This is a genomic window from Chitinophaga rhizosphaerae, from assembly GCF_003958645.1.
Lineage (GTDB): Bacteria > Bacteroidota > Bacteroidia > Chitinophagales > Chitinophagaceae > Chitinophaga > Chitinophaga rhizosphaerae.
Window position 1 is genome coordinate 318,528 of the sequence record NZ_RXLO01000006.1, and the last position, 14,150, is coordinate 332,677.

9 protein-coding genes are annotated in these 14,150 nt (G+C 55.8%); 6 read left to right on the forward strand and 3 right to left on the reverse strand.

Features of this window, described 5'->3' with window-relative positions:
• Positions 1-182 precede the first annotated feature (182 nt).
• On the forward strand, positions 183-824 hold the full coding sequence (locus EJ361_RS16260) for a response regulator transcription factor (RefSeq protein ID WP_126246696.1): 642 nt from the start codon (positions 183-185) through the stop codon (positions 822-824).
• Here EJ361_RS16260 and EJ361_RS16265 read toward each other — a convergent pair.
• On the reverse strand, positions 787-3,834 hold the full coding sequence (locus EJ361_RS16265) for a sensor histidine kinase (protein WP_126246697.1): 3,048 nt from the start codon (positions 3,832-3,834) through the stop codon (positions 787-789). The genes EJ361_RS16260 and EJ361_RS16265 overlap by 38 nt on opposite strands.
• Before the next feature lie 66 nt (positions 3,835-3,900).
• Here EJ361_RS16265 and EJ361_RS16270 point away from each other — a divergent pair, with 66 nt between their 5' ends.
• Together EJ361_RS16270 and EJ361_RS16275 are read left to right on the forward strand one after the other, a co-directional pair.
• Positions 3,901-4,185 (forward strand): hypothetical protein, encoded by a 285-nt coding sequence (locus EJ361_RS16270; RefSeq protein WP_126246698.1) that lies wholly within the window; start codon positions 3,901-3,903, stop codon positions 4,183-4,185.
• 101 nt (positions 4,186-4,286) lie between these two features.
• Positions 4,287-4,928: a response regulator gene (locus EJ361_RS16275; RefSeq protein WP_126246699.1), complete on the forward strand. Its 642-nt coding sequence runs from the start codon at positions 4,287-4,289 to the stop codon at positions 4,926-4,928.
• A gap of 7 nt (positions 4,929-4,935) precedes the next feature.
• Here the strand turns inward: EJ361_RS16275 and EJ361_RS16280 are convergent, their stop codons facing one another.
• Positions 4,936-5,508, reverse strand: coding sequence for a YdeI/OmpD-associated family protein (locus EJ361_RS16280; RefSeq protein WP_126246700.1), 573 nt, complete (start codon positions 5,506-5,508; stop codon positions 4,936-4,938).
• Positions 5,509-5,580: 72 nt separating this feature from the next.
• The gene (locus EJ361_RS16285; protein ID WP_126246701.1) at positions 5,581-6,939 is read right to left on the reverse strand and encodes a S41 family peptidase; all 1,359 of its coding nucleotides are present in this window, start codon (positions 6,937-6,939) and stop codon (positions 5,581-5,583) included.
• Positions 6,940-7,297: 358 nt separating this feature from the next.
• On the opposite strand from EJ361_RS16285, the gene EJ361_RS16290 reads away from it, so the two are divergent.
• The 3 genes from EJ361_RS16290 to EJ361_RS16300 all read left to right on the forward strand — a co-directional run bounded on the left by EJ361_RS16290 (position 7,298) and on the right by EJ361_RS16300 (position 14,132).
• Positions 7,298-9,715: a TonB-dependent receptor gene (locus tag EJ361_RS16290; protein WP_126246702.1), complete on the forward strand. Its 2,418-nt coding sequence runs from the start codon at positions 7,298-7,300 to the stop codon at positions 9,713-9,715.
• A gap of 126 nt (positions 9,716-9,841) precedes the next feature.
• Positions 9,842-10,714 carry an AraC family transcriptional regulator gene (locus tag EJ361_RS16295; protein ID WP_126246703.1) on the forward strand — a complete coding sequence of 291 codons (873 nt, stop codon included), beginning with the start codon at positions 9,842-9,844 and terminating at the stop codon, positions 10,712-10,714.
• Positions 10,715-11,111: 397 nt separating this feature from the next.
• Entirely contained in the window at positions 11,112-14,132 is a 3,021-nt protein-coding gene (locus tag EJ361_RS16300; RefSeq protein WP_126246704.1) for a SusC/RagA family TonB-linked outer membrane protein, read from the forward strand.
• The last annotated feature ends 18 nt before the right edge of the window (positions 14,133-14,150 follow it).

A 14,150-nucleotide genomic window follows, 5' to 3' on the forward strand; every position in this document is an offset into this window, starting at 1 on the left:
CAATCCATAGGTATGCTAACTTTTATTGGTTTAGGAATGGTTATCATTATCACTTCAAATCAATAAGCTCCCACGATATGCAAAATTACCGGTCACAAATTTGTTGGTGTGTCATTCGTTTTCTATTTTTATAGTACGAGCTATTCTAACCATAGAAATAATTCTACGAATACGGAAACCTTATGCCATCGATCATCATTGCCGAAGACCACAGCGTACTTAGAATGGGAGTTAAAATCATCATCGGCGAGCGATATCCTGCAGCCTTAATCCGCGAAGCGGACTCCTTTTACCAGGTTTTGGATTTATTACGGGAAGCGCCCTGCGATTTGTTGTTGCTGGACATTCAGTTGCCTGGCGGCGGCCATCCGCGGATGATCGCGGAAGTACAGGGCATACGGCCGGCCACGCCCATCCTGGTATTTTCCAATTTCGATGAGGAAACCCATGCCATGAGCTACCTGAAAGCCGGCGCCATCGGATACCTACAGAAAACTGCCCCGCCAGCAACCGTACAGGAAGCCATCAGCACCGTGCTCGGCGGCTCGCCCTGGATCAGTGCGCCCATGCAGACGCGCCTGCTGGGCCATTTCCCGAAAAACAATATGCCGGATTCTTCCCAGCTTTCGCCGCGGGAGTTCGAAGTGATGCAGATGATGGTCAAAGGCGCAGGAAACCCGGAAATCAAGGCTGCCCTCAACATCCAGTCGTCTACCCTCAGCACGTTTAAAATGAAAATTTTCCGGAAGATGGGCGTTAACAATGTGATCGAACTGGCGGATAAAGTCAGTGCATTCCCGGCTCGCCCGGAAACCAGATCGTAAATTCGGTCCCTTTACCGTTAGTGGCCGTTACCGCCATATGGAGCCCCATCGTCTGCGCCAGCTCCTTCACGATCAGGAGCCCGATCCCGCCACCCGCCAGCGGATAATCGCGGGAACCACCGTGGTTGAACCATTGTATAAGATCGGCCCGCACCCCCGGTCCCGTATCCGATATCACCAGCGCCGTACCGCCGCCCACGATGTTCGCCGACATCACGATACGCCCGCTGCGCGTTACTTTCACGGCATTGTCTGCCAGGTTGTGCAGGATCACGGACAATAATACTTCATCGCCATACAACGCCAGCCCCGCCGGAATTTCATTGACGAGCTGCGTCCCCTTTTCCCGGGCGATGTCGGCAAATATCTTCAACACTTCGTCTGCCGTTCCCGCAGGAAAAAACATACTTTCCGTCACTTCCCGCTCCGCGATCTGGCTTTTCAGGTACCGCAGGAGGTTGGCCACCATATGATAGAGGTAATGGGTATGATCGTTCAGGATGCGCGACATATCGCTCAGCGGGGCGGTTTCCTTTTCCACCGTTTCGAATATCTTCTGCGACAACAGCTGCTGGTATTTCAGCGGTGTGAGAATGTTGTGGGATACGGACTGAATGATCTTTTCCTGCAAAGCCGACTTCACCTGCAGTTCCCGCGTTTTCGCCGCCACCAGCTCCTCCAGCAATGCGTTCTTCCGGTTGATATATACCGTTCGCAAGCGTGTAACCAGCAACGTGATACCCACCCCCATTACCAGCAGCGCGAAGTAGAACAGGCGCGTTTCGTACCAGGGTGTCTTCACATGCAGGCGCAAAATCTTGTCGGACGCGTTCCTGGCGCCGAAACCGTTCAGTTTCCTGACCACCATCGCATATTCGCCGGAGGGAAGTGCGGAAAGCGTGACACGGCCATCGGCGGGCAAGGGTATCCAGACCGTATCCGTTTCACCAGGCCGCACCAATGCATAATTCAATTGCAGGTTCTTGCGGTTGCCCAGGTATGGGCTGCTGAATTCCAGCTGGAGGGAATTGAATTGTTCCGGCAGATCGATCAAACTGTCGGCCGCCAGCGGCTCCTTGTCCAGCAACGTCCTGTCCAGCGAAACCGGCGCCGAAGGCAGCAGGGGCTTTACAGAATCGGGATGGAAAAATACCACGCCGTTCAACGAAGGCAGCGCTACGTATCCGTTCCCCATTTCCGCCACACAGGGCTGGCAGCCGCCGTTAAACTCGTTTGTCGCGAAGCCGTCGTTCCTGTCATAATAATGATAGTACGGCGAAATGGCAGAATCGGCCGCGTAAGCCAGCAGGTCCGTCCGCCTTGCCTGGAATAGCCCTTTATTGGTCGGGACCCACAGGTACCCGTTTTGGTCTGCGTAAATGCAGTGCGCATTCAGCAGGTACCGATCGTTATCTGCCGGGAACGCCGTCAGCCGGCCGTTCTTATAGAGGAAAACACCATGTTCGTAGGTGGTGATCCACACCTCGCCCGGTTGCATCACTTTCGCGCTGCGTACGAATTTCCCGGTAAGCCCATGCACGGTATCGATGCGCCGGGTGACCCTGTCATAGGCAAAAAAGCCACGGTTCGCGCCAATGTAGATCGTGTTCCCGTCTTCCGCAAAACAGGTAGGGTCCAACGAAATGTCGAAGACTTTCCTTGCGGCGGGGCCGGGATTCCGGCCGTCGATGGTCCAGACTCCCTTATGGTTGTTCAGCCCGATCCAGATTTGATGGCGGGAGTCCATGTAAATCATGGTGATCTTGGCGGGCAGTTCCCAGATGCCCAGGTTCCTGAAAGGCACCTTCAAACCGTAGCGCAACAATTGATTATGCCCTTTCGTCCATACGTTGCCCAGGCCGTCAGGGGCCAGGCTGTAGTGTTCGTTGCCCGGTTTATCCCAACCGGAATGAACGGACCTGGTCCCGGGCTGGCCCAGGATGAACCCGAGCGAAAGCACACGGTCGCGGCCATACGGCAAAATTCCGTAGTGGCTGTTATTGCCGTCCGGTACGCCGTTGCTGGAAAAAGATTGCGGGGAAAGGATGAAAAGGCCGTGCGTGCTGCTTCCCAGGTAAAGGCTGGCGGCGGCGGTATCGTAGTAAGCCGTCGTGATATTGTTAGCCTTCACGTCGAAACCGGAGAACAGTTTCCGGGTTTGGAGCCCCTCCCCGTCGCTATGTGCGAGGTAAAACGCCTGGTTGATGTACAGCAATACATGCCCGGGGTACAACCGGCTCCAGAAAATCTTCAGCGCCGAGGGTTGCCGTAAAAATCCGGGATCACGGGCAATGTCGCCACGGAGCCTGGCGGACTGGAGCTGCGGCCCGAAGCGGACGGAGCGCCCGTCCTTTTCCAGGAAATACAAAATCCCGTCGAGCAGGAAAAAATTCCAGCTGCCATGGTGGCGGAACGGATGCCGGTATTCGGGCTTCCCATTGCGGTAGCTGGTCATCATGCCATTCACATAATGCACATAGCGGTCTTTGCCCGTCCGCCATTTCAGGCCGTCGAGCGCAGCGCCCCAGCCCATAGGGCGGAGCGGTAGGCGGATGTGGTAGGAAATGCCGCTGTCGAGGGTATCGGGAGGGAGCTGCCAGCGCACGAAATCGCGCGTGGACAGCGGCGTCAAGGAATCGCGGACCAACCGCCCATGCTCGATCGTAACAGCCTCATCGTGGTAGTTCATGGCGCAGAGGCGGCCCCGTTCATCGTAGAATATATTGTAATAGCGATTGTTCCTGAGCGGCGGGTTTTCACTGGTCATCAGCCTGAAATGAAACCCGTCGTACCGCACCAGCCCGTTTTCGGTGGCCAGCCAGATATACCCTTCGGGGTCAGGCGCGATGGCGTTCACGCTGTTTTGCGGAAGCCCGCTGCTGTTGTCGAAGTGCCGCAGTAGATAACGGGAAGTATCCTTCCCTGCTTGCGCTTTCGCACCCAGGTACAGGAATAACAGTGCAAATATGTAATAATTGGGTCTCAGGTCTTGTCGTATCCGTTTTAGCACACAAATTTAGCACTCCATATCCCGAAATCAAAACTTCCCGCATTTTACCATGAAAAGTACCACTACATGACAACTTCGTTTATGCGTTATCGTGAAAAGGAAAAAGGGTCGCCAGGAATAACAACCCTTTCTTTTATAACCATATCCTTTGAAAAACCAAAGTATTTCCCATATGCCGGCCTTCCATCCTGTTGGTCACGAACAGGCGGACGGATAGTGATCGTATTGAAAAAATTGGATAGCAGCGGAAGGGAAACAGGCGTGGACGGGTTATTTCCACAACAAAAGCAAAACCGGGACGGCCTGCTGGCCGCGTCTACCGGTAGGTTTCCAAACGCGGCACAAAGATAAACCGTCTCTCCGCCACGGTTTGTAGTAATAGTTCGACATTCCAGAAACATTCCCCACGGAACAGGCCAAAATCCCTAGATTTGCGGGCATATCACCATTCCATGAAATCTGTACTCGTATCGGAAGACCATGCCATCGTACGGTTCGGTATCACGACCATCATCAAGGACCTGCTAGAACCGGTGAAGGTGGTGGAAGCCGCCGATTTCGATGAAACCGTCCGGCATTTAACGGAACAGCCCTTCGATTTGCTCATTCTCGATATCAATATCCCCGGCGGCAACAATCTCCAGATGATCAGCGCCGTACGCCTGCGCCAGCCCAATATCCGGATCCTGATTTTTTCGGGGTACGACGAGCAGATGTTCGGCATTAATTATATTCAGGCGGGAGCAGACGGCTACCTGGAAAAACACGCTCCGGAGGAGGAGATCCGCCGCGCGATCGTTACCATGGCCGAAAACGGCAAATACCTCACACCCGGCATCCGTACCCGGCTCATGGACCATGCCGCGCATCATGGCCACGGTTCCCGCCAGCCCGTCAACCCGTTGCTCGGGCTTTCGGGCCGCGAAAAAGAGGTGCTGCTGCTGCTGGCGAAGGGAATAAGCGTCATGAACATCTCCCGCGCGCTGAACCTGCAGGTAACCACGGTGAGCACCTACAAAAGCCGGATTTTCGAGAAACTTAACATCTCCAACGTCATCGAACTGGCGGAAATGGTAAGATTATATTCGAACTGAAGCGGCGCTACAACGCCCGCTCTTTCCGACCTGCCGCTTCGGCGACGGCAGCGATCCGCTTTTCCCGGGTTTCCGGCCGGCGCGCCGTGGCGATCCAGGTCAGCATGAGTTTTTGAATGGATTTGGCTTGTGCCGTAAACCACGTTTGGGCCCCGGGGAAAGATTTGAACGCCTTTTGCAGGTCTTTGGGAATGACGTACGCTTCCACTTCATCCAGGATCCCCCAGGAACCGTTCTGCTTCGCGATCTCGATACATTGCAGCCCGGCCTTGGCCATCTTCCTGGCGGCGATCAGTCTTTCGACTTTCTCTTTATTGATCTTCGACCAGTTGCTCCTGGGTTTCCGGCGGCTGAAAAACTGCATGAAGGTATGCTCGTCGAGCGTTTTGCGGGTACTGTCTATCCACCCGAAGCACAGCGCTTCGTCTACCGCGTCGCTCCAGTTGATGACGGGTTTGCCGGATTGCTGTTTGTACATGACCAGCCAGACCGATTTTTCGGACCGATGGTGCTGTTTGAGCCACTGGCGCCACGCGGCGCGGCTGTCGGGCGTAAAGGTGGGTGCGTCCTGTTTCAACATTTGAATGGGTTTGTAATTCAAATTTATTCCGCGGGATTGACAACCTTATGTCAGTAGCCTGTCAACAATATTTTATTTCGCTTGCCGGAGGATGTAAGCCATGGCGCGATCGATGCCTCGCCGGTCGTCGGAAACTTTCGGTTGAATGGGCACGTCGGGCATTACGGGCATATTCCCAGCACGGGTGCCGTTTGCCCCATGGCTGAGCGAAGACGTAGACTGGATGCGGATTTTGCTGGAAGGCAACTCAATGGTGAAGGCTTCGCCGTAGTCCCTGGTCCTTTCGCCGGTGGGCTCGCCCACGATCGTACCCAGTTTCGCCGTTTTCACGACATCGGCGAGCGCCATGGCGCTGGAGAAAGTGAAGGGGCCGGTGATGAAAAATACTTTTCCGTTGAACAGGGAGTCTGTGTGCCGGGAGGGTACTTTCTGCGCGAGGGGATCGTTGGTATTCCAAATCGTACCGTTTTCCCGGCGCAGGTAGGAAGCGGCCGTGTCGCCGTTGGCGATGAGCGCATCCTTGTACGGCTGGCTGATTTTCCAGCTTTTGAGGCCCCAGGTGTAGGGTTTGCGGGAAATATAACTGAGAAGAATGTCGGCCAGATCGGTGTTGCCACCGCTGTTGTTCCGCAGGTCTACCGCCAGCGTATGTACGTTCGCGTTACGGAAAGCGGCGAAAGCGGAATCGAGGAAGGCGGAGAATTGGGCAGGACTGGCGCTGAGCGTCCTCACATCCAGGTACCCCACTTTCCCGTCGCGCACGTCAAAAACGAACGGCTCCGTGATATGGGGCATACTAACCGCCAGCGCCGCTTTCAACGGAACGCACTGTTGAACGACGGTGTGTGGCGATCCCTTCTCCCGGAACGTTACGGTAAACGGCGGACGTACGCCTTTCAGGTACAGGAAGTACGAAAAAAGCCGTATGCCTGCTTCCCGGCGGAAGGCGGGAAGACCGGCCAGGTGCGTGTCCAGCTCCTTGCGCAGCGCATCCAGTTTTACGCCGTTGATGCTGACGATGGGTTCGCCCGGCTCCAGGCCGTGGACGATAGCCATCATGCGGGGAACGTACACACCATTCTTGTCTTGCAACAACCGGTACGGGAAGAACAGCGGTCGTTGGAAATCTTCACGGAAAGCCGGCTGGCCGAGTTGCGGGGTAGCGTGGGCATCACCGATGAGGGCGGTTACTTCGTACATCTTCCACAAAAATTCCGGGATGCCGATGGAGTCGCCGATTGCGTTTTTGATCTCCCCGATCCGCCGGTCGAATTCCTTTTCCGACATCTCCGCGAAAGGCGAATAATGGGAAGCTTTCATCGTTCGCACATAATAATCGATGTCGGAAACGGCCTGTGCGCGCGTGAGGGGGCTTTGGGCGAATGTGTTCCCGGTGATCAGGAGCAGGAGGCAATAAACGATTCTATTCATGGAACGAAAAGGTAGGGAAAATCCGAAACAGTGGATGCAAACCAATTCATAAAGCTGCGTTAATTCTGTTGGCGATCAGCCTGGCGGGGTATTGCCGGATATCGGGGAAGCGGCCGCGGAAAAAAGCCCGGTAACTACTGATCCCGCTTTACCTCCAGCCCTTTAATAGATTCCCAGCCTGTTCAGTCGACGTTCAAAATCACCGGCAGGAAAACAGGCACGGCAATTATAGGATTTGACTATGCTTCCGCAGGAATTCCGCATCGCGCAAATCAATTTCCGCATCGCGTAAACGGCGGCCACGCTGGCGAAGGAACTTTGCACGGCCGAAAGGTGCAACCAAACCTATAACACACCCATGAAAAAACACTTTACCCTCCTTTGCGTGGCCCTGATCCAGGTCTTAACCGGCTTTGCACAGCAGGCCCGCGAACATAACGGTACCATCAGGGGGACCCTTACTACGGCCGACGGACAACCGGCGGCCAACATCACCATCCGCATCGACCAGACCAACCGCGGCGCCATCAGCAATGAAAACGGTGAATATACTATCCGCAACGTGCGGCCGGGCACCTGGCGCATCGTGGTAACGGCGGTGTCTGCAGCCGGGCAGGATAAAACCGTCACCCTTTCCGCCGGCGAAACCGTGCGCGCGGATTTTACCCTTCGCGAGAACGCGGCGCAACTGCACGAGGTGACCATTTCCGGCCGGGAAGTAGGCAAATCCGGGCAAACCGTGGCCAAGATGCCGATCAAAAACCTGGAGAACCCGCAGGTCTACAACAGCGTTTCGGCCGAGATCATGAAGCAGCAGGGCCTTACCAATTATGACGATGCCCTCCGCAATGTGCCCGGCATTACCCGTACCTGGGAATCTACCGGGCGCGCTGGCGACGGGGCGGCTTACTACGCACTGCGTGGTTTTGATGCGCAGCCTTTGCTGATCAACGGTCTTCCGGGCATCACCACCGGCACCCTCGACCCCGCGGGCGTACAGGAGATACAGGTGATCAAGGGCCCGTCGGGCACCCTGTTCGGTGGCGCCTTTTACGCATACGGCGGTTTCATCAATACCATCACCAAAAAACCGTACGAAGGCTTCGGCGGCGAACTGAGCTACCAGATGGGCAGCTTCGGCCTCAACCGCATCACGGCCGATGTGAATGCCGTGCTCAACAAGGAAAACAATGTCCTGTTCCGCCTCAATACAGCTTATACCACCGAAAACTCCTTCCAGGACGCAGGGTTCCGCAAGGCATTCTACATCCAGCCCACGCTGTCTTACCAGGCCAGCGACCGGCTTTCCTTCACGTTCCTGGCGGAAGTCCTGCAGGAAGAAAGAGCCGTGCCGCCCGTATTTTTCCACAACAACCGCGCGGCGCCGCTGGAATACAGGAACGTAGGCGAACTCAACCTCGACAACGAACTTTCGTTCACCAGCAACGAAATGACCATCCGCAACCCGCGATCCCTGTTCCAGGCGCAGATGACCTATAAACTCTCGCCGCAATGGACCTCCCAGACCGTGGTGTCTCGCGGGAACGTGAAAGCCAATGGTATTTACACCTATATCTGGGATGAAGACGCCGGCCAGCACGACAATACGTTCGACCAGTGGTTCCACAACGAGAACCAGACCATTTCCACCACAGACATCCAGCAGAATTTCAATGGCGATTTCAAGATCGGGAATCTCCGTAACCGCCTGCTGGTAGGCCTCGATTACTTCAACCGCAATCTCATCGATAACGGCGGCCCCTGGGCCATCGCCCGACGCGTAACGCCGCAGGGCGAATTCTCGTACCCGGTTAACGGGACAGACGGGCAGCCGCTGCAATTCAACCGCCAGGCTATCGAAAACCTGCTTGCCACTTCCGGCGCCAACAATAACGGCGATATCCGCAACAGCACCTACAGCGCCTATGCTTCCGACCTTTTCAATATTACTCCGGGGATCATGGTGATGGCGAGCATCCGCGCCGATTACTTCAAATCCTGGGGCGATAAAAAGGATAAAACCGACGGCTACGACCAGTTTGCCGTGTCTCCCAAACTCGGGATCGTTTACCAGCCTTTGCTTGACAAAGTGTCGATCTTCGCCAATTACATGAATGCCTTTATCAACGTGGATCCGCGGTCGCTCCCCAACAACGGCGGCTCCATCTCTTTCAAACCCGAAAAAGCCAACCAGGTGGAAGGCGGCGTGAAAGTGGACCTGCTGAATAACCGGCTCACGGCTACCGCGTCTGTGTACGATATCCGTGTGAGCGACCGGGTAGTAGACAAAGGCAACGGGAATTATTTCCAGGGCGGGAAAGTGAAAAGCCAGGGATTCGAGTTCGACCTGAACGCGCGCCCAGTGGCCGGTCTCACCCTCATTGCCGGGTATTCCTATAATTACGGCAAAACGATCGAGGGGCTCGACGGCGATTTTTACCAGGAACCCGGCAGGGCTTACGGCGGCCAGGGGCCCGGCAATCTCGCCAACCTTTGGGTATCGTACACGGTGCAGGAAGGGGCGCTCCGCAATTTCGGCGCCGGTACAGGCGGCAATTACGGGAGCGAGTACAAGGTGATCGACAACAGCCTGACCGGCGTTTTCTACCTGCCTTCGTACCTGACGGTGAATGCGGGCGTGTTTTACAACGGCCCCCGCGTGCGCGTGAACCTCAACGTCAACAACCTGACCAACGAAAAATGGTATACCGGATACTGGTCGGTAAATCCGCAAAAGCCCGTCAACTTCACGTTCGGCGTGGCCTATAAATTCTGACCGAACTTTCATTTGTTTGTCCGAAGGGGCTTGCCGGCAGCGGCGGCCCCTTTTTCCGTTTCCTGCCAAATTTCCGCTAAATCGTTACATTTAAGGCGCATAACACGTTTTTAGACCGCCGAGATTATGACTACGCCCGAGATTTACCGCGAGAAATCACCCTTATCGGAGAAAGATTGCTTTGTAGTGTTCGACAGAAGGAAGTCGTCGTTCACTTTTCCCGTGCACGTGCATCCTGAATTCGAGTTGAATTTCGTGGAAGGGGCGCCCGGGGCGGAAAGGGTCATCGGCGATTCGGTGGAGACCATCGGCGAGCGGGACCTCGTGCTGATCGCCAACCCGGAGCTGAAGCATGCCTGGAAAGACGGGGCCTGTACTTCCAGCAATATCCATGAGATCACGATCCAGTTCCATTCTTCGCTCATCGAGCAATATCTCGACAAGAACCAGTTCCGCAGCATTCGCCAGCTTTTTTCGCGGGCGGCCAGGGGCGTGAGTTTCGGGACGGCTACCATAGACAGGGTGCAGCCGCTCCTGCGCATCCTCACCATGGAAACCGACGGTTTTTATTCCGTGATGCGGTTTTTGATGCTGCTGCATGAACTGTCGAAAGGAGACGATTACCGCGAGCTGTCGAGCACCGCCACACCGGAGATCAACAGCGCCGAGCGGCAGTTGCAGCAGCTGCGGACGTTCATCAACCGCCAGGTGTCGGGAGACATCGGGATGACCGGCGCCGCGGCGGTGCTGAATATGAGCCGGTCTACCTTCGCACGGTTCCTCAAACTGCATACCGGTATGAATTTCACGGATTATTTGCTGGACGTGCGCATCAACCTGGCCATCCAGGAGCTGAAGGCCGGCGAGCCCATTCCCGACGTGGTGGCCAGGTGCGGGTTCAACAGCGTTTCCTACTTCTACCGCGTCTTCAAAAAGGCAAAAGGCATCACGCCGGCGGAGTACCGCGACATGTCCCGGAAACATCAAACCATCATCTGATTGCCGTGAAACCGGCTGACGCAGAAGTTCAACCCGATTGAACAAATCGTACAAAAAAACCTTCCCACAAGTTAACTTCCCCCACCTCCCCGATCCCGATCCATCAGCGCGTCAATCCGACATTTAATCTTCCCTGAACGGCCACTACGGGCATTTGCGCCCGCAGCCGGACATTCAGCATCCGTTATCCCCTTTTCCTTTCCAGCGGCCTGCAAAATTGAACCGATTGTTCAATCAAATTGAGCAATACGGTCAATCCTCCCCCAATCCAATCTTCTAGCTTTACCATCGGACAAAAAAAGGGACAGCAACCAAAATGATAAGCAATCGCGCCCCGCAGCGGGCCCATCAGACATAACACCTTTCTTCAATACACTTTAAAAATCCGCTTCTACGTATGAAAAAAATCGCATTCATACTGCTATTTGGAGTATTCAGCCTCAACGCATGGGCGCAGCAGGCGCACCCGCTCAAGGGCACGGTGACCGACAGGGAAAACAACCGGATCCCCGGCGCCACTGTCCGCATCAAGGGCACTAACAAAGGCACTACAACAGACGCCAACGGCAATTTCTCGCTGGACGTCGAAAAGGGCCAGACCCTGGAATTCTCTTCCGTGGGCATGCAAAAGATCGAAATCAAAGTCGGCGAATCGGCCAGCGTGGCCATCACACTGGAGTCTGACAGCAGGCTCGAAGAGGTGATCGTTGTCGGTTACGGCCGTGTGAAAAGAAAAGACCTCACGGGCGCGGTGGCATCCGTGACCGGTAAAGACCTCCAGGCAGACATCGCCAGGAGCGCCGCATCCGCCCTCCAGGGCCGCATCGCCGGCGTAACCGTCTCCAACAGCGGCGGCCAGCCCGGCGCCGGCATGAGCATCAACATCCGCGGCCTCAGCTCCCTCGGCTCCAACACGCCGCTGTACGTGATAGACGGGGTGTATGGCGACATGAACATGGTAGACCCCGCAGACATCGCCAGCATCGAAGTACTGAAAGACGCATCTGCAGCGGCGATCTACGGTGCCCGCGCCGCCAACGGCGTGGTGCTCGTTACCACGAAAGGCGGCCGGAAAGACATGGCGCCGACCGTGAACATCAACGCCCTCACCGGCGTACAGAACGTGACCCGCAAACTGGGCGTGCTCGACGCCCAGCAGTGGAAAACCGTCATGAAACAATCCGGCTACCTGCCCCAGGAAGCCGTAGACTTCCAGGGCGAAGGCACCAACTGGCAGGACGAAGTATACCGCTCCGCCCCCATCTCCAAGCTGAACCTCAGCGTGGCCGGCGGCACCGCACGTTCCACCTACAACCTCTCCGCAGGTTACATCCACCAGAAAGGTGTTATCCTCAATTCCGGGTTCAAATCCTACAACATCCGCGCAAAAAACACCTTCAACTTCCTGAACGACCATGTGCGCCTGGGAAGCACCATTTTGCTGCGCAATTCCAACAAGCAGATCAACTCGATGACCATTACCGATGCGCTCCGCCAGAACCCGCTGATGACCGTGTACAACCCCAACCAGCTTGGCGGCTACACCGGCATCTCGCCCTGGATGAAGAACATGGATAACCCCGTTGGCCGTTCCATGCTGTTCAACGAACAGCAACATGTGAACGAACTGCTCGTGAACGGTTATGCGGAAGTTGACCTGTTCGTGAAAGGGTTGAAATACAAATTCAACCTGGGTATCAATCGCAACAACGGCCGCAACTACAACGCGAACGTACCGTATGATTTCGGGTCCGGTTCGTACCAGTCGCGCCTCGCCGAAGGAGCCTTCTTCAACAACCAGTGGCTGGCAGAAAACACGCTGCATTACGACAACGAAATCGGCGCCCATAACATCAATGCAGTGGTGGGTTATGCTGCACAGAAAAACGCCAACCGCGGCTTCGGCGCATCCCGTCTCGATATCCCGTTCGGTACAGATGCCATCAACGCAGGGCCTACCACACAACAATCCACCAACGGTTCGCTGCAGGAAAACGCCCTGGTGTCCATGTTCGGCCGGGTGATGTACAGCTACGATTCGAAGTACCTGTTTTCCGCGTCCGTTCGCCGCGACGGATCGTCCAGGTTCGCCCCGGGCCACCAGTTCGGCGTATTCCCGTCCGTTTCCGTAGGCTGGAACGTGATGAACGAAAACTTCTTCGCCCCGCTGAAAAACTCCATTGACGAGCTGAAACTGCGCGCCAGTTATGGCGTACTCGGCAACCAGGAAATCGGCAACTATACCACGCAGAGCATCAGTACCAGCGGCATCAACTACATCCAGGGCGGCACCTGGTGGATGGGAGCCAACACCGGTGTGGAATGGGTAGCCCTTCCGCAGCTGACCTGGGAAGAAACCAAAACCAGCAACATCGGCCTGGACGCGAGCTTCCTGAAAGGCAAGCTGACGCTGAACGCTGATTACTTCGTCAAGGAAACCGACGGCGTACTACTGAACATCGGCCAGCCCGGCTCCACCGGCATCAAAGGCAGTCCTCCGATGAACGCAGGCATCATCCGCAACACCGGGTATGAAGTGCTCGTGAATTACCGGAACCATATCGGCCAGGTGAACTACAGCATCGGCGTGAACGGCTCCGCCGCGAAAAACAAAGTGAAAGCCATCACCGTAAGCAGCACCATCCAGGAATTCGGCGGCTACAACCCGCAGGGAGAAGGCACGGTAACCTGGGCGAAAGTGGGCTACCCTATCGGTTCGTTCTTCGTAACCAAAACCGACGGCCTGTTCCAGAGCCAGGATGAAGTGAATGCACACGCAGGGAAAGACGGTAAACTCATCCAGCCCGATGCGAAGCCCGGCGATGTCCGTTATATCGACTTCAACGGCGACGGCAAGATCGGCGACGACGACCGCCAGTTCGCAGGCAGCCCCTTCCCCAGCTTCATGTACGGCATCCGCGGGTCGCTGGAATATAAGGGGATCGATTTCGGGTTCTTCTTCGACGGTATGACCGGCAACAAAATCTACAACTACACCCGCGCCCGGATGGAATCCATGAACGAATATACCAACTTCGGCATCCGCGCCCTGGACGCCTGGACGGAGCAGAACCGCGACACCGACATGCCCCGCTTCACGCAGGAAGACAAAAACAAGAACGCCCGCCGCGTAAGCGACCGCTGGCTGGAAAGCGGCAGTTTCCTCCGCCTCAAAACGCTGGAGCTCGGCTATTCCCTGCCCAACACGCTCGTGCAGAAAGCCCGTTTCCGCGACGCCAGGGTGTATGCCGCCATGGATAACGCATTCACCATCACCAGGTATAAAGGCTACTCGCCCGACCTCGGCCAGAACAACGAGCAGAACGGTGGCGGCGGCGGCACCATGACAAGAGGCACCGACCACGGCCGTTTCCCCCTCGCGAGAACGATCATGGTAGGCCTCCAGGTGAACTTCTAAGACTGTTATCCACAACAT